Source organism: Pseudomonas sp. GW823-FHT05G12 (assembly GCF_058795575.1).
This window is the reverse complement of the sequence record NZ_CM179501.1, coordinates 5,180,916-5,198,488: the sequence shown is the minus strand read 5'-3', so window position 1 is coordinate 5,198,488 and position 17,573 is coordinate 5,180,916. Positions and strand designations below refer to the sequence as shown.

General features: G+C 61.8%; 15 protein-coding genes. 6 read left to right on the top strand and 9 right to left on the bottom strand.

The features are described 5' to 3' along the window. Positions 1-87: 87 nt before the first annotated feature. The 5 genes from rbfA to AC3RCM_RS23740 all read left to right on the top strand — a co-directional run bounded on the left by rbfA (position 88) and on the right by AC3RCM_RS23740 (position 4,792). Positions 88-486, top strand: coding sequence for a 30S ribosome-binding factor RbfA (gene rbfA, locus AC3RCM_RS23760; protein ID WP_003249967.1), 399 nt, complete (start codon positions 88-90; stop codon positions 484-486). Between the two features lie 3 nt (positions 487-489). Next, positions 490-1,407, top strand: coding sequence for a tRNA pseudouridine(55) synthase TruB (truB, locus tag AC3RCM_RS23755; protein ID WP_003249968.1), 918 nt, complete (start codon positions 490-492; stop codon positions 1,405-1,407). A 147-nt stretch (positions 1,408-1,554) separates the two neighbouring features. Beyond that, positions 1,555-1,824 (top strand): 30S ribosomal protein S15, encoded by a 270-nt coding sequence (gene rpsO / locus AC3RCM_RS23750; protein ID WP_003249971.1) that lies wholly within the window; start codon positions 1,555-1,557, stop codon positions 1,822-1,824. 250 nt (positions 1,825-2,074) lie between these two features. Then, the gene (pnp, locus tag AC3RCM_RS23745) at positions 2,075-4,180 is read left to right on the top strand and encodes a polyribonucleotide nucleotidyltransferase (RefSeq protein ID WP_064493341.1); all 2,106 of its coding nucleotides are present in this window, start codon (positions 2,075-2,077) and stop codon (positions 4,178-4,180) included. Positions 4,181-4,441: 261 nt separating this feature from the next. Next, the gene (locus AC3RCM_RS23740; RefSeq protein WP_003249976.1) at positions 4,442-4,792 is read left to right on the top strand and encodes a BON domain-containing protein; all 351 of its coding nucleotides are present in this window, start codon (positions 4,442-4,444) and stop codon (positions 4,790-4,792) included. Between the two features lie 75 nt (positions 4,793-4,867). Here AC3RCM_RS23740 and AC3RCM_RS23735 read toward each other — a convergent pair whose 3' ends face one another. Beyond that, a complete protein-coding gene (locus AC3RCM_RS23735) occupies positions 4,868-5,170 on the bottom strand; it encodes a heme-binding protein (protein WP_064493342.1) in 303 nt (100 codons plus the stop codon). Positions 5,171-5,230: 60 nt separating this feature from the next. Here AC3RCM_RS23735 and AC3RCM_RS23730 point away from each other — a divergent pair, with 60 nt between their 5' ends. Beyond that, positions 5,231-5,644, top strand: a complete 414-nt coding sequence (locus AC3RCM_RS23730) for a VOC family protein (protein WP_010955354.1) — start codon at positions 5,231-5,233, stop codon at positions 5,642-5,644. Positions 5,645-5,665: 21 nt separating this feature from the next. Here AC3RCM_RS23730 and AC3RCM_RS23725 read toward each other — a convergent pair whose 3' ends face one another. The 8 genes from AC3RCM_RS23725 to AC3RCM_RS23690 form a co-directional block, all read right to left on the bottom strand. Next, the gene (locus tag AC3RCM_RS23725; RefSeq protein ID WP_492629182.1) at positions 5,666-8,602 is read right to left on the bottom strand and encodes a DUF748 domain-containing protein; all 2,937 of its coding nucleotides are present in this window, start codon (positions 8,600-8,602) and stop codon (positions 5,666-5,668) included. 78 nt (positions 8,603-8,680) lie between these two features. Then, positions 8,681-9,550: an oxygenase MpaB family protein gene (locus tag AC3RCM_RS23720; RefSeq protein WP_010955352.1), complete on the bottom strand. Its 870-nt coding sequence runs from the start codon at positions 9,548-9,550 to the stop codon at positions 8,681-8,683. A 42-nt stretch (positions 9,551-9,592) separates the two neighbouring features. After that, positions 9,593-11,527: an acetate--CoA ligase gene (gene acs, locus AC3RCM_RS23715; RefSeq protein WP_492629181.1), complete on the bottom strand. Its 1,935-nt coding sequence runs from the start codon at positions 11,525-11,527 to the stop codon at positions 9,593-9,595. Positions 11,528-11,707: 180 nt separating this feature from the next. Further along, positions 11,708-13,372 carry a glucose-6-phosphate isomerase gene (gene pgi, locus AC3RCM_RS23710; protein WP_492629180.1) on the bottom strand — a complete coding sequence of 555 codons (1,665 nt, stop codon included), beginning with the start codon at positions 13,370-13,372 and terminating at the stop codon, positions 11,708-11,710. Positions 13,373-13,580: 208 nt separating this feature from the next. Beyond that, entirely contained in the window at positions 13,581-14,444 is an 864-nt protein-coding gene (gene panC / locus AC3RCM_RS23705; RefSeq protein ID WP_014592398.1) for a pantoate--beta-alanine ligase, read from the bottom strand. Continuing rightward, positions 14,441-15,241, bottom strand: a complete 801-nt coding sequence (gene panB, locus AC3RCM_RS23700) for a 3-methyl-2-oxobutanoate hydroxymethyltransferase (protein ID WP_003249992.1) — start codon at positions 15,239-15,241, stop codon at positions 14,441-14,443. Before panB ends, panC begins: the two co-directional genes overlap by 4 nt. 262 nt (positions 15,242-15,503) lie before the next feature. Then, the gene (folK, locus tag AC3RCM_RS23695; protein ID WP_104887044.1) at positions 15,504-15,983 is read right to left on the bottom strand and encodes a 2-amino-4-hydroxy-6-hydroxymethyldihydropteridine diphosphokinase; all 480 of its coding nucleotides are present in this window, start codon (positions 15,981-15,983) and stop codon (positions 15,504-15,506) included. Beyond that, on the bottom strand, positions 15,980-17,362 hold the full coding sequence (locus AC3RCM_RS23690) for a polynucleotide adenylyltransferase PcnB (protein WP_020191715.1): 1,383 nt from the start codon (positions 17,360-17,362) through the stop codon (positions 15,980-15,982). Before AC3RCM_RS23690 ends, folK begins: the two co-directional genes overlap by 4 nt. Positions 17,363-17,573 lie beyond the last annotated feature (211 nt).

Here is a 17,573-nt window from a genome sequence, read left to right as displayed (position 1 = left end):
GGGCGGCTTGCGGTACCTCTTCAGGTAGCGCCCGGTCAGGCATTCGTCTGTCCGGGCGTTTGCCGCTTTAAGTTACAGGTAGCAAGAATGGCCAAAGAATATAGCCGTACCCAACGTATTGGCGATCAGATGCAGCGCGAGCTGGCCGAGCTGATCCGTCGCGAAGTCAAGGATCCGCGTGTCGGTCTGGTGACTATCACCGCCGTGGACGTGAGCCGTGACCTGGGCCATGCCAAGGTGTTCATCACCGTCATGGGCGAGGAAACCCCGGATGCCGTGCAGCAGTCGCTCAAGGCATTGAATAGCGCCGCCAGCTTCCTTCGTCTGCACCTGGGGCGTTCGATGCAACTGCGCAGCGTGCCGCAGCTGCACTTCCATTTCGATGAAAGTGTCAGCCGTGGTGTGCACCTGTCGGCGCTGATCGAGCGTGCAGTGGCCGAAGACCGCCTGCACAAGGATGCCGACGAGTCGGACACCAAGGAGTAAGCGGTGGCCCAGGTCAAACGTATCCGCCGCAATGTCAGCGGCATCATCCTGCTCGACAAGCCGCTGGGCTTTACTTCCAATGCCGCCTTGCAGAAAGTGCGTTGGCTGCTGAACGCGGAAAAGGCCGGCCATACCGGTAGCCTCGACCCGCTGGCGACCGGCGTGTTGCCGCTGTGCTTCGGTGAAGCGACCAAGTTTTCGCAGTACTTGCTGGATTCCGACAAGGGCTACGAAACCGTCATGCAGATGGGGCAGACTACCAACACCGGCGATGCCGAGGGTGAGGTGCTGCAGACCCGCGACGTGACCGTTGGTCGCGCCGACATCGAAGCACTGCTGCCACGTTTTCGCGGCCCGATCAGCCAGATACCGCCTATGTACTCGGCGCTCAAGCGTGACGGCCAGCCGTTGTACAAGCTGGCACGTGCAGGAGAGGTAGTGGAGCGCGAGGCGCGTTCTGTTACTATTAACCGCTTGGAGTTGCTCGAGTGCGAAGGTACCCGTGCGCGGCTGAGCGTAGGATGCAGCAAAGGCACCTATATCCGCACGCTGGTGGAGGATATCGGTGAAGCCCTTGGTTGCGGCGCCTATGTCGCCGAGCTGCGCAGGACCCAGGCAGGGCCCTTTGCGCTGGCACAGACGGTCACCCTCGAGGAACTCGAACAGGCCCATGCCGAAGGTGGCAACGAAGCGCTCGACCGCTTCCTGATGCCATCGGACAGCGGGCTGCAGGACTGGCCGTTGGTCAGCCTGTCGGAACACAGTGCGTTCTACTGGCTGCATGGCCAGGCGGTACGCGCGCCGGACGCGCCACAATTTGGCATGGTTCGGGTACAGGATCACAATGCACGCTTCATCGGTATCGGTGAAGTGAGCGAAGACGGGCGCATTGCGCCGCGTCGGCTGATTCGGTCGGAATGACCGAAACCGCGGGGTCAGGAAGTTGCCGAGCCCCACGGCATCAAGGGTGGCTGTCAGTAGGCACGGTCACACCTTTTTTATTAATACAGGGATTTGTCCCTGGCCTATTGGACCCCGCATGCGGGATCCGTTATCAGGAGAAGCCAAATGGCCCTCAGCGTTGAAGAAAAAGCTCAGATCGTTGCCGAATATCAGCAAGCCGCCGGCGATACCGGTAGCCCGGAAGTGCAGGTTGCTCTGCTGACCGCCAACATCAACAAGCTGCAAGGCCACTTCAAGGCCAACGACAAAGACCACCACTCCCGTCGTGGTCTGATCCGTATGGTCAACCAGCGTCGTAAGCTGCTGGATTACCTGAAGGGCAAAGACACCACTCGTTACAGCGCCCTGATCGGTCGCCTGGGCCTGCGTCGCTAATAGCGGCCTGGTCAGTGGTGTGCGTGGGGTGTCGCAGGCTTCGGCAGGGCTGTTTTGCAGCGCTGCCGTTGGGCACTTCACGCGTATCTCCGAGGTTGGCAGCCTGGCAATGCTGAGCGGTTTTTCCGCTTGGTGCCAGGCTCCCAGCCTCGTGTTGTATCTGGACGGTCAATGGGGCCGATTCCCCGTTCTGCCCAAGAATTCGCAAGAAACCAGTTCCCCCAAGAGCCACTGAAAAAGGTAGGAAACCGTGAACCCGGTAATCAAGACTTTCCAGTTCGGTCAATCGACCGTCACTCTCGAAACGGGCCGTATTGCCCGTCAGGCAACCGGCGCCGTGCTGGTTACCGTCGACAACGACGTCACCGTGCTGGTGACTGTGGTAGGCGCCAAACAGGCTGATCCAGGCAAGGGTTTTTTCCCGCTGTCGGTTCACTACCAGGAAAAGACCTACGCCGCTGGCAAGATCCCAGGTGGCTTCTTCAAGCGTGAAGGCCGTCCTTCCGAGAAAGAGACGCTGACCTCGCGCCTGATCGACCGTCCGATCCGTCCGCTGTTCCCGGAAGGCTTCATGAACGAAGTGCAGGTCGTCTGCACCGTGGTTTCCACCAGCAAGAAGACCGACCCGGACATCGCTGCGATGATCGGTACCTCGGCTGCCCTGGCCATTTCCGGCATTCCGTTCGAAGGCCCGATCGGCGCTGCCCGCGTTGCCTTCCACGAAAGCACTGGCTACCTGCTGAACCCGACCTATGAGCAACTGGCTGCCTCGAGCCTGGACATGGTCGTTGCCGGTACCTCCGACGCTGTACTGATGGTTGAGTCGGAAGCTCAAGAGCTGACCGAAGACCAGATGCTGGGTGCCGTACTGTTCGCCCACGACGAATTCCAGGCTGTTATCCAGGCTGTCAAAGAGCTGGCTGCCGAAGCTGGCAAGCCGACTTGGGACTGGAAACCTGCCGTTGCCAACACCGAGCTGTTCAATGCTATCCGCGCCGAGTTCGGCGAAGCGGTTTCGCAGGGTTACACCATCACCGTCAAAGCCGACCGCTACGCGCGTCTGGGTGAGCTGCGTGACCAGGCGGTTGCCAAGTTCTCCGGTGAAGAAGGCCAGCCTTCGGCTTCCGAAGTAAAAGAGATCTTCGGCGAAATCGAATACCGCACCGTTCGCGAAAACATCGTCAACGGCAAGCCACGTATCGACGGCCGCGACACCAAGACTGTACGCCCGCTAAACATCGAAGTCGGTGTGCTGCCGAAAACTCACGGTTCGGCACTGTTCACCCGTGGCGAAACCCAGGCCCTGGTCGTTGCGACCCTGGGTACTGCCCGTGATGCCCAGCTGCTGGACACCCTCGAAGGCGAGAAGAAAGACCCCTTCATGCTGCACTACAACTTCCCACCGTTCTCGGTAGGTGAGTGTGGCCGCATGGGCGGTGCTGGCCGTCGCGAAATCGGCCACGGCCGTCTGGCCCGCCGTTCGGTTCAGGCCATGCTGCCTGCTGCTGACGTGTTCCCGTACACCATCCGCGTGGTTTCGGAAATCACCGAATCCAACGGTTCCAGCTCCATGGCTTCGGTCTGCGGTGCATCCCTGGCCCTGATGGACGCCGGTGTGCCGATGAAGGCGCCGGTTGCCGGTATCGCCATGGGCCTGGTCAAGGAAGGCGACAAGTTCGCAGTCCTGACTGACATCCTGGGTGACGAAGACCACCTGGGCGACATGGACTTCAAGGTAGCCGGTACCGCCAAGGGCGTCACCGCGCTGCAGATGGACATCAAGATCAACGGCATCACCGAAGAGATCATGGAAATCGCCCTGGGCCAAGCCCTGGAAGCGCGCCTGAACATCCTCGGCCAGATGAACCAGGTCATTGGCCAGTCGCGTACCGAACTGTCGGCCAACGCCCCGACCATGATCGCGATGAAGATCGACACCGACAAGATCCGCGACGTCATCGGTAAAGGCGGCGCCACCATTCGCGCCATCTGCGAAGAGACCAAGGCTTCGATCGACATCGAAGACGACGGCTCGATCAAGATCTTCGGCGAAACCAAGGAAGCGGCAGATGCTGCCAAGCAGCGCATCCTGGGCATCACCGCTGAGGCCGAGATCGGCAAGATCTACGTCGGCAAGGTTGAGCGCATTGTCGACTTCGGCGCCTTCGTCAACATCCTGCCTGGCAAGGACGGTTTGGTGCACATCTCCATGCTGAGCGATGCTCGCGTCGAGAAAGTCACCGACATCCTCAAGGAAGGCCAGGAAGTTGAAGTGCTGGTACTGGACGTGGACAACCGCGGCCGTATCAAGCTGTCGATCAAGGACGTCGCTGCGGCCAAGGCCTCGGGCGTCTAAGCGACCGTCACGCAATAGAGAAAGGGCCCTTCGGGGCCCTTTTTTCATGGGGACGGGAACCTTTTGCGGACTTGCATCTTGCATGCAGGTTTACCGCGCAGATTGCAAAATGCACGACCACCGAAGTGATGGATATTTGTTAACTCATTGATTTAAAAGGAAATAATAGAAGCGGCAAAGCTGGCACAGCCCCTGCAACTACCTTCATACCTGACGCCAGGACATACGGCGCAGACCTTTCGAAAAACAGGAGTGACCCACATGAAGAAGTTCGCCATTGCTGCCGCTACTGCTACCGCTCTGACCCTGACCATGGCTAACGGTGCATTCGCCGCTGAGCCAACCCAGGCTCCAGTCATGTTGGCGGCCAACACCGTCGACAACGCCAAGCAAGAAGGCTCCGACACTTGGATCACTACCAAGGTCAAAGCTGATCTGCTGACTGAAAAAGGCATCCCAGGCAGCGACATCAAAGTCGAGACCAGCCAAGGTGTTGTTTCGCTGTCTTCTGATGTGAAGGTTACCGAATCGCAGAAAGCAGAAGCGGTGCGCATTACCAAGAACATCAAAGGCGTCAAGAGCGTAATGTCTGACGGCCTGAAAGCCGAATAAGGAATGTCCCGTCGGCCAAATGGATTTGGCCACTTTCATCGAAGCCCTGGCCCGTGCCAGGGCTTTTTCTTGCGCTCAATACACCGGGTTGCGCGCGATCACATCGCTTTCGAAGCATTCCTGCTCAAGGATCAGAGGCTCCACCAATGGACGGCTGTCGCGAAAATGCGCGGTCTGGGTATGCGCGTCATACGCCGCATCATCGCGGTAGATTTCGTACAGGTAGATCACCTCCGGGTCGGCCCGGTCCTGCGACACATCGAACACCAGGCAGCCTGGCTCACTCGCCACGGAGGCTGCAGCATTGTCCTTGATTGCACTGAGGAAAGCTTCGGCGCATCCAGGCTTCACTCGGGTCTTGATGAACAGGCTATACACAAATCTCTCCTTTTGTTTTAAATTCAATAATGAATTGTATACAAAAATGGAGCTTCGCCAATGTCCGAATTGCCCGCCCGTCCTGGCCGCCTGAACGGCCTGCGCCATATCGCCCTGCTGGTGCCCAACCTTGAGGAATGTGAGCGTTTCTACGTCGATGTGCTGGGCATGGAAGTGCTGAACCGCGCCAATGAGGATCTGGTGTACCTCACCTGCGGTAACGACAACCTGTCATTGGGGCGTGGGGCAGGGGCGGCCAACGGGTTGCAGACCCTGGATCACTACGGGTTCATTGTCGACAGCGTGGAGGAGTTGGAAGCCTGGTACCAGTACTTCAAGGCTCATGGCGTGACCTTGCTCGACCGGCCGTTCAACCATGGTGACGGCGCACGCAGCTTCCACCTGCTGGACCCGGCCGGGAACAAGGTTCAACCGCTGTATCACCCGGCGGTGTCGGGGCAGCGGTTGGTTTGAGGCCAGGCCTGCCAGAGGGGATTACTCGGCATCCAGGTGCATCGGTGTCACCACCCGGCCATCGCTTTGAGGCTGCCCCAGGCTGGTATCGATGAAGTACACCCGGTCGTCTTCCAGCTTGCCCTTGTCGACCAGGTAGTCCTTGATGCTGCTGGCCCGCTCCTGCCCCAAGGTACGCAGCAAGGCGGTGCTCTCGGCCCACGACTTGATCACGGCCTCGCGTAGCTTGGCGGCGCGCTCGTCACGGCCCAACTGCTCCCATTCGGCAGGCGGCTGCTGCTTCAGGCGGGTGCGGTAGATGCCTTCGAGCATCGCGGGCTTGTCGCTGTCGTCCACCACCAGCATCGAGGCATTGGCCGGCACCTTGTCACCCCGTCGCTGCAGGATCTTGTACCAGGTGGCCTGGTACTCACGCTCAAGGCGCTGTTGGGCAATCAGCGGGCCATCGCTGGCCTGGGCGCTGGTGCCTTCGATTTCCAGGCGCAGTTCCGGGCGCTCTTTCAGCGCGGATGCCAGCTTGTCCAGGGACGACTGGGCCTCGCTGCTGAGTTCGCTGGAGCCGGGGGCGAACGCCACGTTGCCAAGGTCTTCCGAGCTGCCGCCGCTGATCAGCCCGCCAATGAATTTGAATGGCGCCTGCGCCGCGCGCAGCACCAGGTTGCGCAGGGTTTGCCAAACAATCGGCATCACGCTGAATTGCGGGTTGTTGAGGTCGCCAGACACCGGCAGCTCGATCGAGATCTTGCCCTCGGTATCCTTCAGCAATGCCACCGCCAGGCGGATTGGCAGGTCGACCGCATCCGGGCTGTCGACTTTCTCGCCCAGCTGCAGTTGTTCCACCACTACCTTGTTCTCGGCCTTGAGTTGGCCGTTGGTGATCAGATAGTGCAGGTCCAGGTTCAGCCGGCCCTTGCGGATGCGGAAGCCGGCGAACTTGCCGGAGTAGGGCGTCAGCGTGGTCAGTTCGACGCGCTTGAAGCTGGTGGCAATGTCCAGGCTGGCCAGTGGGTTGAACGGGTTGAGTGCGCCCTTGATGGTAACCGGTGCGTAGCGGTCTACCTTGCCCTTGACGTCGACCTTGGCCGGCTGTGGCTTGCGGTTGTCGATGGTGCCGATCTGGCCGTTGAGTTGCTGGATGGCCGTGGCGAAGTTGGGGGTAAGCGACAGGTCGGCAAAGTTGGCCGAGCCGTCGTTGATGTCGATCTGCCCGATATGGATGCCAAGCGGCTTGTTGTTGCTGGCCGTGGTCGGCTTGGGCTGGCTGCTCGCCGGGGCGTCGGCCGGTTGCGGGATCAGCAGGTCATTGACATTGGTGGTGCGGTCTTCGTTGATGATGAAGCGTGCATAGGGCTGCAGCAGGGTCACCTTGTCGATCGACAGAGCATCGCCGTGCACGTAGGACAAGCCATCGACGTTCACCTGCTGCCATTTGACGAAGTCGCGGCTCTTGATGGTGTCGAGTGTGTGCAACTGGCTGACCTGCGCCTTGCCGGTCACATTGAAGGCCAGCGGCGCGGTGTTCTTCAGGTCGACCTTGAGGTCGCTGGAGAGCATGCCGCTGCGCAGCTCCAGCAGGATGAACGGGCTGATGTAGGCCTGGGCCACACGCAGGTCGATGTCGCGGGTGCTCACATCCAGCTTTGCCCATATCGGTGCCAGGTTGACCCGGCCTGCGGCCTGCAGCTTGCCTTGCTTGCCCACACCGGTATCGAGTTTGAGGGTGAAGGGCGACTGGTTGAGGCTGTCGAAACCTTGCAGGTCGGCGTTGAGGGGGCCAATGTCCAAGGCTACCGGTTCCTTCTGGCTGCGATCTGCCAGATGCACCAGGTAGTTGCGCAACTGCACGTCCTTGAGCAGCACTTGCCAAGGCTTGCTTGGCTCTTTGGCAGCTTTCTCTTCAGGCGTAGGTTCTGCGGCAGCCGGCTCGGCCTTTTCCTTCGGCGTGGCCTTGGCGGGTTGGCTGGCAAACAGCTTCTGCCAGTCGAGCTGGCCATCTTTTTCCAGCGCCGCCCAGGTTTCGAGCTTTTCGCTGCGGACCTTGCCCACGGTGACCTGCTGCTTGACCATATCGATGGAGGTTTCGCTAACCTCCAGGCTTGCCAGGCGTGCCAACGGTCGGCCATCCGGCGCCTTGATGGCGAATGGCGCGATGCGCACGGAGACGTTATCCAGCAGCAGTTCGGTCTGTTTGGCGAGGTTGAGCTTGTAATGCGTATCGAGGCTTACCACGCCGTCTTCCAGCACCAGTGGCACGGCATCGCGCACGTAGGGCCAGAACAGCTTCATCTTGCCGTCAGTGACCTTCAGTGTGCCTTCGGAGGCGATCGGCGACAGGCTCAGGGTGCCCTTCCAGTCGATGCGTCCGCCATTGGGGCCGCTGGCCACCAAGGTCATGTCGGCATTGTCGTTGGGCAGGGTGCTGAGGTTTTTCAGCTCCAGATTCATGTTGTCGTAGAGGAACTCGATCGGCTCGCTGGGCCGCAGGTCCTCGAAGTGCAGGTAGCCGTCGACGAGCTTGATGCTGCCAATACGCAGCGGGAACGGGTCGCTGGGCGGCTCTTCGGGTTTGGCTTCGCTGGCCGGTAGTTTGAACAACCCGGTCAGGTTGAGGGTACCGTCCTTGGCGAACAGCACTTCGTTGCGCGGCTTGTCGAGTTCCACCGCTTCCAGATGCAGGGCTTTGGTCCACAGGCTGTCGAGCGAGGCGTTAGCGTAAAGACGCTCGAAGCCGACCTGCTCCTTGCCCGGCTCGCCGATCTGCAGGCCCCACAGCGTCAGCTCGAGGCTGAAGGGGTTGAGTTCGATCCGTTCGAGGTGGGCCGGCACGGTGGCGTATTGGGCCAACTGCTGGTTGGCGATGCGCAGTGCGACACCGGGAAGAATGAGAAAGCCGAGCAGGCTATACAGGGCTACCAAGGCCACGATTGCGCCAGCGGCGCGAGTCAATCCTTTGTACATGTGTCGCTTCGTCAGTCTAAGCAGGAGTGCTTGGAGTATGGCACGTTAAATCAGTTCCGCAGGGGCCACCCTTTGCGCTCAATCAATGCCCATGCGCCGTTTGGCTCGGTGTGCCGAACCGTCGCGCATTGCCCAGCGCAGTACCGGCGCGGTGCGGCGCAGGCCCAGGCGGATCAGGCGCTGCTGCAGGGGCCCGTGCTGCAGGCCGAGCAGGGCCTGGGCCCAGCCGGGCAGCAAGTCGATACCCGCGTGCAGCATCAGTTTGCCAACCGGCTGTGCCAGGCGGCTGGGGGCAGGGGCGTCGAGCAGGATTCGTATCACCTCATGGCTGCGCGCATCACAATGCAGCTGCGGGCGTATGTGTTGCAGATAGTCTTCAACTTGCTGACACGAGCGCGGCACGTCACGGGCGCCAAGGCGCTCGGCGATCAGGGCGATTTCGTTGTAATAGGCATCCTGCTCGGCGCGTGGCAGGCGTGGGTTGCGGTAACGCAGGTGGGCAGCGAGGAAACGGCTGACCTCCGCTACATGCACCCAGGTCAACAGGTCCGGGTCGCTGGCCGCATAGGGGCGGCCATCTGGTGCCGTGCCGGTGACCTGCAGGTGAATGGTGCGCACTTTGTCGATCAGCCACTCGGCATCGCCCGTGGCGCCGAAGGTGGTGCCGGAAATGAACTGGCTGGTGCGGCGCAAGCGGCCGAGCAGGTCTTCACGAAAGTTGGAGTGGTCCCACACACCGGCCAGGGCCAGGGGATGCAACAACTGCAGCATCAGCGCGCTGATGCCACCGACCAGCATGCTCGGAAAGTCGCCATGTACCCGCCAGCTGATGCTGTGCGGGCCGAACAGGCCGGGGTCGCCCTTGGGCGATTCCAGGTCGAGCTGGCCGAGGGCCAGCCCGGTGAGGCTCATGACCTGGGTTTCGATGCGGCGACGAAGGGCTTCCATGGCGACCTGCTGTGCAGGGCGGCCATGATGGGTGGCCGCCGGTTACTGGTTGAGGCGTTTGTCGATCAGGCCCTGTACCACGCTTGGGTCGGCCAGGGTCGAGGTATCGCCCAGGTTTTCCGGCTCATTGCAGGCGATTTTGCGCAGTATACGCCGCATGATCTTGCCTGAGCGCGTCTTGGGTAGCGCTGGCGCCCACTGAATCAGCTCAGGCTTGGCGAAGCTGCCGATTTCCTTGCTGACCAGGGCCAGCAGCTCGGCCTTGAGCGTATCATCTGGCGTCACGCCATTCATGGTCGTGACGAAGGCGTAGACGCCTTGGCCCTTGAGGTCGTGGGGGTAGCCGACCACCGCGGCTTCGGCCACGCTGTCATGCAGCACCAGTGCACTTTCCACTTCAGCGGTGCCGATGCGGTGCCCGGACACGTTGATCACATCGTCGATGCGCCCGGTGATCCAGTAGTCGCCGTCGGCATCGCGACGGGCACCGTCGCCAGTGAAGTAGTAGCCGGGCAAGGGCTTGAAGTAGGTGTCGACCATCCGTTGGTGGTCGCCGTAGACGCTGCGGATCTGCCCGGGCCAGCTGGCTTTGATCGCCAGCACGCCGGCACCGGGGCCTTCGATCAGTTTGCCTTTTTCGTCCAGCAGCACCGGTTGCACGCCGAACATCGGCTGGGTGGCGCAGCCGGGTTTGAGTGACTGTGTGCCGGGCAGTGGGGTGAGCATGATGCCGCCGGTTTCGGTCTGCCACCAGGTATCCACAATCGGGCAGCGCTTTTGCCCAACCTCCTCGAAATACCATTCCCAGGCTTCCGGGTTGATCGGCTCGCCGACGCTGCCCAGCAGACGCAGGCTTTTGCGTGAGGTGCTCTGCAGTGGCGCGGAGCCCTCACGCATCAGTGCGCGCAGGGCGGTCGGGGCGGTGTAGAAGATGTTCACCTGGTGCTTGTCCACCACCTGCCAGAAGCGCGAGGTATCCGGGTAGTTGGGCACGCCTTCGAACATCAGCGAGATTGCGCCATTGGCCAGCGGGCCATAGACGATGTAGCTGTGGCCGGTCACCCAGCCGACATCGGCGGTGCACCAGAACACCTCGCCGTCACGATAATCGAACACCACCTTGAAGGTCATCGTTGCCTGCAGCAGGTAGCCGCCGGTGGTATGCAGCACCCCTTTGGGTTTGCCGGTGCTGCCGGAGGTGTAGAGGATGAACAGCGGGTCTTCGGCCTCCATCGGTTCTGGGGGGCAGTCGTCGCCGGCATCCTTTGTCGCTTCGTGATACCAGAGGTCGCGGCCCTCGGTCCAGGCAACATCGCCGCCAGTGCGGCGCACCACCAACACGCTACTGACCGCTGGGCAGCTGGCCAGGGCCTTGTCGACGTTCTGTTTCAGCGGGATGCGTTTGCCGCCACGCACGCCTTCATCGGCGGTGATCACGGTGCGGCAGTCGGCATCGAGAATGCGGTCTCGCAGCGCATCGGGGGAGAAACCGCCGAACACCACCGAGTGGATGGCGCCGATGCGGGTGCAGGCGAGCATGGCGAAGGCGGCCTCGGGAATCATTGGCATGTAGATGCACACCCGGTCGCCTTTCTTCACACCGCGCGCTTTCATTGCATTGGCCAGGCGGCAGACCTGACGGTGCAGTTCGCGGTAGGTGATGGCCTTGGAGTCCTTGGGATCGTCGCCTTCCCACAGCAGGGCCGTTTGCTCGCCGCGCTGGGCCAGGTGACGGTCGATGCAGTTGTAGCTGACGTTGAGTTGCGCACCGTCGAACCAGCGGGCCTTGCCGGTATGCAGGTCGCATTGCTGCACGCTTGACCACGGTTTGATCCAGTCCAGGCGTTTGGCCTGTTCGGCCCAGAAGGTGTCTGGGTCTTCGACCGACTGGCGGTAGAGGCGGCGGTAGTCTTCGGGGGTGAGGGCGGCGGACTGGCTGACGGCCAGGGCCTGGGGGTATTTGCGGATATCGAACATGGCGGGTGGTCCTGCTCTTGTAAGGGGCGATGGACTGCAACGGCTATTCGATAGGACAGTGTAGCTGGGAGCGGTGTTCAACCTGGGCCGGCCTCTTCGCGGGTAAACCCGCCCCTACGAGGTAATGCGTAGTCTCGTAGGAGCGGGTTTACCCGCGAAGAGGCCGGCACAAGCTTCGGATCAACCGCGGTGACGGCCGCGGAAGTAGTTGATCAGGCCTTGGGTAGAGCCATCTTCGGCACTGTCTTCCAGGCTACCGACCAAGCGCTGGTAAACGCCCTTGCCCAGTTCCTTGCCCAGCTCGACGCCCCACTGGTCGAAGGCGTTGATACCCCAGATAACGCTCTGTACGAACACCTTGTGCTCGTACATCGCCACCAACGCGCCCAGGCGGCGCGGGCTGATGCGCTCGACCACCAATGTGTTGCTCGGGCGGTTACCCGGGATCACCTTGTGCGGGGCCAGCTTTTCGATGTCTGCTTCGTTGAGGCCTTTAGCGCGCAATTCGGCTTCGGCTTCCTTGCGGGTTTTGCCCAGCATCAGCGCCTGGCTCTGCGACAGGCAGTTGGCGTACAGCCACTGGTGGTGGTCGGCCACCGGGTTGAAGCTCACCACCGGCACGATGAAATCGGCCGGAATCAACTGGGTGCCCTGGTGCAGCAACTGGTGGTAGGCATGCTGGCCGTTGCAGCCCACGCCGCCCCAGATCACCGGCCCGGTGTCGGTCTTCACCGGGGTGCCGTCTTGCAGCACGCTCTTGCCGTTGGATTCCATGTCCAGCTGCTGCAGGTGCTTGGTGATGTTGCGCAGGTAGTGGTCGTACGGCAGGATCGCGTGGCTGTTCGCGTCCCAGAAGTTGCCATACCACACGCCCAGCAGGGCCAGTAGCACCGGCATGTTCTTGTCGAACGGTGCGGTCTGGAAGTGCTGGTCCATGGTGTAGGCGCCGGACAGCAGTTCCTTGAAGTTGGCAGTGCCGATGGCCAGGGCGATCGGCAGGCCGATGGCCGACCACAGCGAGTAGCGCCCTCCCACCCAGTCCCACATCGGGAAGATGTTTTCTTCGCGGATACCGAACGCTACAGCAGCGGCCTTGTTGCTGGATACGGCAATGAAATGGCGGTACAGCTCGGCTTCCGAGCCGCCTTGGGCCAGGTACCAGGTCCGCGCGGCCATGGCGTTTTTCAGTGTCTCGAGGGTGTTGAACGACTTCGACGAGACGATGAACAGGGTGGTTTCGGCGCGCAGGTTGGCCGACAGCTCGTGAAACTCGCTGCCGTCGATATTGGCCAGGTAGTGGCAGCGCACGCCGCGCTGGGCGTAGGGTAGCAGCGCTTCGGAAACCAGCTCGGGGCCGAGGAACGAACCGCCAATGCCAATGTTGACCACGTCGGTGATCGGCTTTTCGCTGTAGCCGCGCCACAGGCCATCGTGAATGCGACCAACCAGTTCGGTAATCTGGTTGAGCACCTTGTGCACTTCCGGCATGACGTTCACGCCGTTGACGCTGAGTTTGTCACCTACAGGCCGGCGCAAGGCGGTGTGCAGCACCGGGCGGCCTTCGGAGGCGTTAATGATCTCACCACCGAACATCGACTTGATGGCGTCCTGCAGGCCCACTTCATTGGCCAGGTTGACCAGCAGATCGCGGCTTTGCTCGGTGATCAGGTTTTTCGAGTAGTCGAGGAACAGGCCGCAAGCGCTGAGGGAAAACTGGTCGAAGCGCTTGGCATCGGCGGCGAAGGCTTCGCGCATGCTGAAGCTTTGCATGGCGTCGCGGTGTTTCTGAAGCGCCTGCCAGGCGGGCAGGGCCGTCACATCGTGGGGTGTACGGTAATACGCCATTGCGCGGGGTTCCCTTGGTGCGTGGTGAGGGCTTGGACACGGCAGTCGTTGCCGGGTTCAGGCTGGCACCATTATAGGCAAAGGCCACGTGCTGGGAATGGGTATGGCAGGGGGATTTTGGTGGGGCATTGCAAGCAAGCCCGCCCCTACAGATAAACGCGCAGGAGCGGGCTTGCCCGCGAATGGGCTGCAAGGCAGCCCAAGACCGTTATGCGGTCTTCTCTTCCAAATGCAGGTAGAGGTTGTCGATCAACCGTGTGTTACCCAGGTAAGCTGCCGCAATCACCACCAGGTCTCGATCATCGATTACTGCCGGGCGCAAACTTACGGCATGGCGTACTTCCAGGTAATCCGGACGGAAACCCGCTGCGCTCAGTTGCGCCTGGCCTTCAGCGACCAGCGCGGCAAAATCCCGCTGGCCACGGCCGATGCCCGCTGCAATGTGCTGCAGTGTGCGGTACAGCGCTGGCGCAGCAGTACGCTGCTCTGGCGTGAGGTAGCCATTGCGCGACGACAGCGCCAAGCCATCTTCGGCACGCACGGTGGGTTCGCCGATGATCTGGATCGGCATGTTCAGGTCGCGCACCATGGCGCGGATCACCGCCAACTGCTGATAGTCCTTCTCGCCGAACACGGCAAGGTCTGGCTGGACCATGTTGAACAGCTTGTTCACCACGGTGGCCACACCCTCGAAATGCCCAGGCCGGCTGGCGCCGCACAGGCCTTCGGAAAGCTGGGGCACGCTGACGCGGGTTTGCACGCTCATGCCGTCGGGGTACATCTCTTCCACCGTGGGTGCGAACAGCAGGTTGCAGCCGGCCTGCACCAGGCGCTCCTGGTCGGCTGCCAGGGTGCGTGGGTATTTGTCGAGGTCTTCGTTGGCGCCGAACTGCAGCGGGTTGACGAAGATACTGGCGACCACGAAGTCGGCGCGCTGGGCAGCCTTGGTCACCAAGGCCGCATGGCCGCTGTGCAGGTTGCCCATGGTCGGCACGAAACCGATGCGTTTGCCCTCACCGCGCGCGCGGGCCACTGCCGCGCGCAGTTCGCGGACGGTCTTGACTGTATTCATGCACTGAACCCGTGTTCGCTGCCTGGGAAACTGACTTGCTTGACCGCCTCGACGTAAGCGACGAGGGCGCTATGGATATCCGGTTGGCCCTGCATGAAGTTCTTCACGAACTTCGGTACCCGGCCGCTCAGCGACAGGCCGAGCATGTCGTGCAGTACCAGTACCTGGCCATCGGTGGCGCTGCCGGCGCCAATGCCGATTACCGGGATGCCAACGGCATTGGTGATTTCCGCCGCCAGTTCGCTGGGTACGCACTCGAGCAGCAGCATGGCCGCACCGGCCTGTTCCAGGGCAATGGCGTCGGCGCGCATCTGCCGGGCCTGGGCCTCCTGGCGGCCCTGCACTTTGTAGCCGCCCAGCACGTTGACGGTTTGCGGGGTCAGGCCCATGTGCGCGCACACCGGCACACCACGTTCGGCCAGCAAGCGGATGGTTTCGGCCAGCCAGGCTGCGCCTTCGATCTTGACCATGTGGGCGCCGGCCTGCATCAGTGTGGCGCTGTTGGCAAAGGCCTGCTCGGGGGTGGCGTGGGCCATGAACGGCAGGTCGGTGAGGATCAGCGCGCCGTCGTTGCCGCGTTTGACGCTGGCGGTGTGGTAGGCCATCTCCGCCGTGGTGACCGGCAAGGTGCTGTCGTGGCCCTGCAGGACCATCCCCAGCGAGTCGCCCACCAGCAACACTTCAACGCCAGCCTGGCTGGCGGCCTTGGCGAAGGTCGCGTCGTAGCAGGTCAGCATGGTGATTTTTTCACCCTTGGCCTTGAGGCCGTTAAGGGTGGTAAGGGTTACTTCAGGCATGTAGGAAATTCCTCGTTCAGGCGCTGTAAAAAACGACTGCATTCAACGCGTGTAGTCATCTTCCGGAGCGGCACATCATCGCGCGTGATGTTCGGGCACAGGTCCGTCCGGGCCTAAATACGGGTATGCGGCACTTTGGTGCCACACGGGACGCCTATAGTCGTGAGCGAGGTGTGGGAAGTCAATCACCCTGTTACCGCATTGTTACGATCAGGGTGTTACTGGCGTTACCGAGGTGGCGATGCAGGCTGGAACGCCCGGTCTACAGGCGTTCCAGGCCGACGAACGGGCATTCGTCGAGCAGTTGCGCGAGGGCGCGACCATCGGCCAGGCGGAAATCCCCCGGTACCAGTTCGGCCAACGGATACAGCACGAACGGGCGGGCATGCATGTGGTAATGCGGCACTTTCAGGCGTGGCTGGTCGAGCACCTGGTCACCGAACAGCAGGATGTCCAGGTCCAGCGTGCGTGGTCCCCAGCGCTCTTTGCGCACGCGGCCCTGGTCGTTTTCGATGGCCTGCAGCGCATCGAGCAATGCCAGTGGTGCCAGGGCGGTGTCCAGGGCGGCGACAGCATTGGTGTAGCGCGGTTGGCCGGGCAGCAGCGAATCGCTGGTGTACAGGGCCGAGGCGGCTACCAGGCGCGTGGCTTCGACCTGGTCCAACGCCTGAAAGGCGCTACGCAGCTGCTCGGCAGGTGCGTCCAGGTTGCTGCCCAGACCTACGTAGGCGCGAATGGTCACTCGAACGCCTCGTCGCCACTGCGCTTGCGTTTGCTGCTGCTGCGCTTGCGCTTGCGCGGGCCGGCGCTTTCGTCACGGCTGCCAAGCTCGCGGATCATCTCGCGGCGCTCGCTGTCGTTTGCGTCCTGGTAATCGGTCCACCACTGGCCCAGGTCGTCGGTTTCTTCCCCGGCGCTTTCACGCAGCAGCAGGAAGTCGTAACCGGCGCGGAAACGCGGGTTGTCCAGCAGCATGTCGGCGCGCTTGCCGCTGCGGCGCGGCAGGCGCTCCTGCATGTCCCAGATCTCGCGGATCGGCAGGGTGAAACGCTTGGGGATGGCAATGCGCGCGCACTGCTCGGCGATCAGGTCGTGGGCCGCACCGTTCATGGCCGGGATCGGCGGCACGCCCTGGTTCTGCAGGTGCAGCACACGGGCCGGCAGGGCTGGCCAGAGCAAAGCAGCAAACAGGAAGGCTGGCGTCACCGGCTTGCCCTGCTTCACGCGCAGGTCGGTGTTGTTCAATGCCTGGCTGATCAGCGTGTGGGTGTAGGTCGGCCGCTCGTCCAGCGCGTGGGCACTGGCCGGGAACAGCGGTTCGAACAACTCCAGGTCAACCAGCATTTCGAAGGCAATGGCACCTTGGCCGCTGAGGAACAGCTTGAGGCATTCCTCGAACAGGCGCGCGGGTGGAATCTCGCGCAGCATCGGGGCCAGACCGCGAATCGGCAGGTAAGTGTGCTTTTCGATGCCAAAGTCGAGCTTGGCAGCAAAGCGCACCGCGCGCAGCATGCGCACCGGGTCTTCCTGGTAGCGGTGGGTCGGGTCTCCAATCAGCCGCAGCAGGCGATTGCGCACGTCGTGCACACCGTTGGCGTAATCGAGAATGCGCTCGCTGACCGGATCGTAGTACAGGGCGTTGATGGTGAAGTCGCGGCGTTGCGCGTCCTCTTCCAGAGTGCCGTACACGTTGTCTCGCAGAATGCGGCCACTGGCGTTATGCGACGAACGGTGGGCATCGCCCTGGTCGTCCTCGGAGTGGTGGGCGCGGAAGGTGGCGACTTCAATGATCTCACGGCCGAAATGCACATGGACCAATTTGAAGCGACGACCAATGATGCGGGCGTTGCGGAACTCGGCACGGACCTGTTCGGGGGTGGCGCTGGTGGCGACGTCGAAGTCCTTCGGCGTGATGCCCAGCATCAGGTCGCGGACACAGCCACCGACCAGGTAAGCCTGGTAGCCGGCGCTTTGCAGCCGCTCCACGATGTTCACCGCATGACGGCTGAACTGGTGGCGCTGCAGCGAGTGCTGGCTCTTGTTGATCACCTCGGGCGTGGTGCGCCTGTGGTGCGGGCCCGGTACGGGCGGGCGGAAAGACTGGAACAGCTTCTTCAGCATGGGATGCACTGTGTGAAGGAATGTTCGGCCAAGAATAGGAGAATGGCCGCATGATGGGCGGGGATTCTAGCATTTACTCGGGGAATGGTGTAGGCGGGTAGCAGGATGCCTGCCAGAAGGGTAGAAACGACAAGGGGAGCCTAAGCTCCCCAAGAAGTCGTTGCGTGCTCTTATTGTTTTTTTGCTGGGCTTCTTGTTTTTGTTGAGTGCC

Excerpts from the sequence above, each read along its gene's own strand:
- AC3RCM_RS23740 (WP_003249976.1), top strand. The coding sequence starts at position 4,442 with ATGAAGAAGTTCGCCATTGCTGCCGCTACTGCTACCGCTCTGACCCTG.
- rpsO (WP_003249971.1), top strand. The coding sequence starts at position 1,555 with ATGGCCCTCAGCGTTGAAGAAAAAGCTCAGATCGTTGCCGAATATCAG.
- AC3RCM_RS23725 (WP_492629182.1), bottom strand. The coding sequence starts at position 8,602 with ATGTACAAAGGATTGACTCGCGCCGCTGGCGCAATCGTGGCCTTGGTA.
- panB (WP_003249992.1), bottom strand. The coding sequence starts at position 15,241 with ATGCCTGAAGTAACCCTTACCACCCTTAACGGCCTCAAGGCCAAGGGT.
- AC3RCM_RS23730 (WP_010955354.1), top strand. The coding sequence starts at position 5,231 with ATGTCCGAATTGCCCGCCCGTCCTGGCCGCCTGAACGGCCTGCGCCAT.
- rbfA (WP_003249967.1), top strand. The coding sequence starts at position 88 with ATGGCCAAAGAATATAGCCGTACCCAACGTATTGGCGATCAGATGCAG.
- AC3RCM_RS23690 (WP_020191715.1), bottom strand. The coding sequence starts at position 17,362 with ATGCTGAAGAAGCTGTTCCAGTCTTTCCGCCCGCCCGTACCGGGCCCG.
- panC (WP_014592398.1), bottom strand. The coding sequence starts at position 14,444 with ATGAATACAGTCAAGACCGTCCGCGAACTGCGCGCGGCAGTGGCCCGC.
- pgi (WP_492629180.1), bottom strand. The coding sequence starts at position 13,372 with ATGGCGTATTACCGTACACCCCACGATGTGACGGCCCTGCCCGCCTGG.
- AC3RCM_RS23720 (WP_010955352.1), bottom strand. The coding sequence starts at position 9,550 with ATGGAAGCCCTTCGTCGCCGCATCGAAACCCAGGTCATGAGCCTCACC.
- acs (WP_492629181.1), bottom strand. The coding sequence starts at position 11,527 with ATGTTCGATATCCGCAAATACCCCCAGGCCCTGGCCGTCAGCCAGTCC.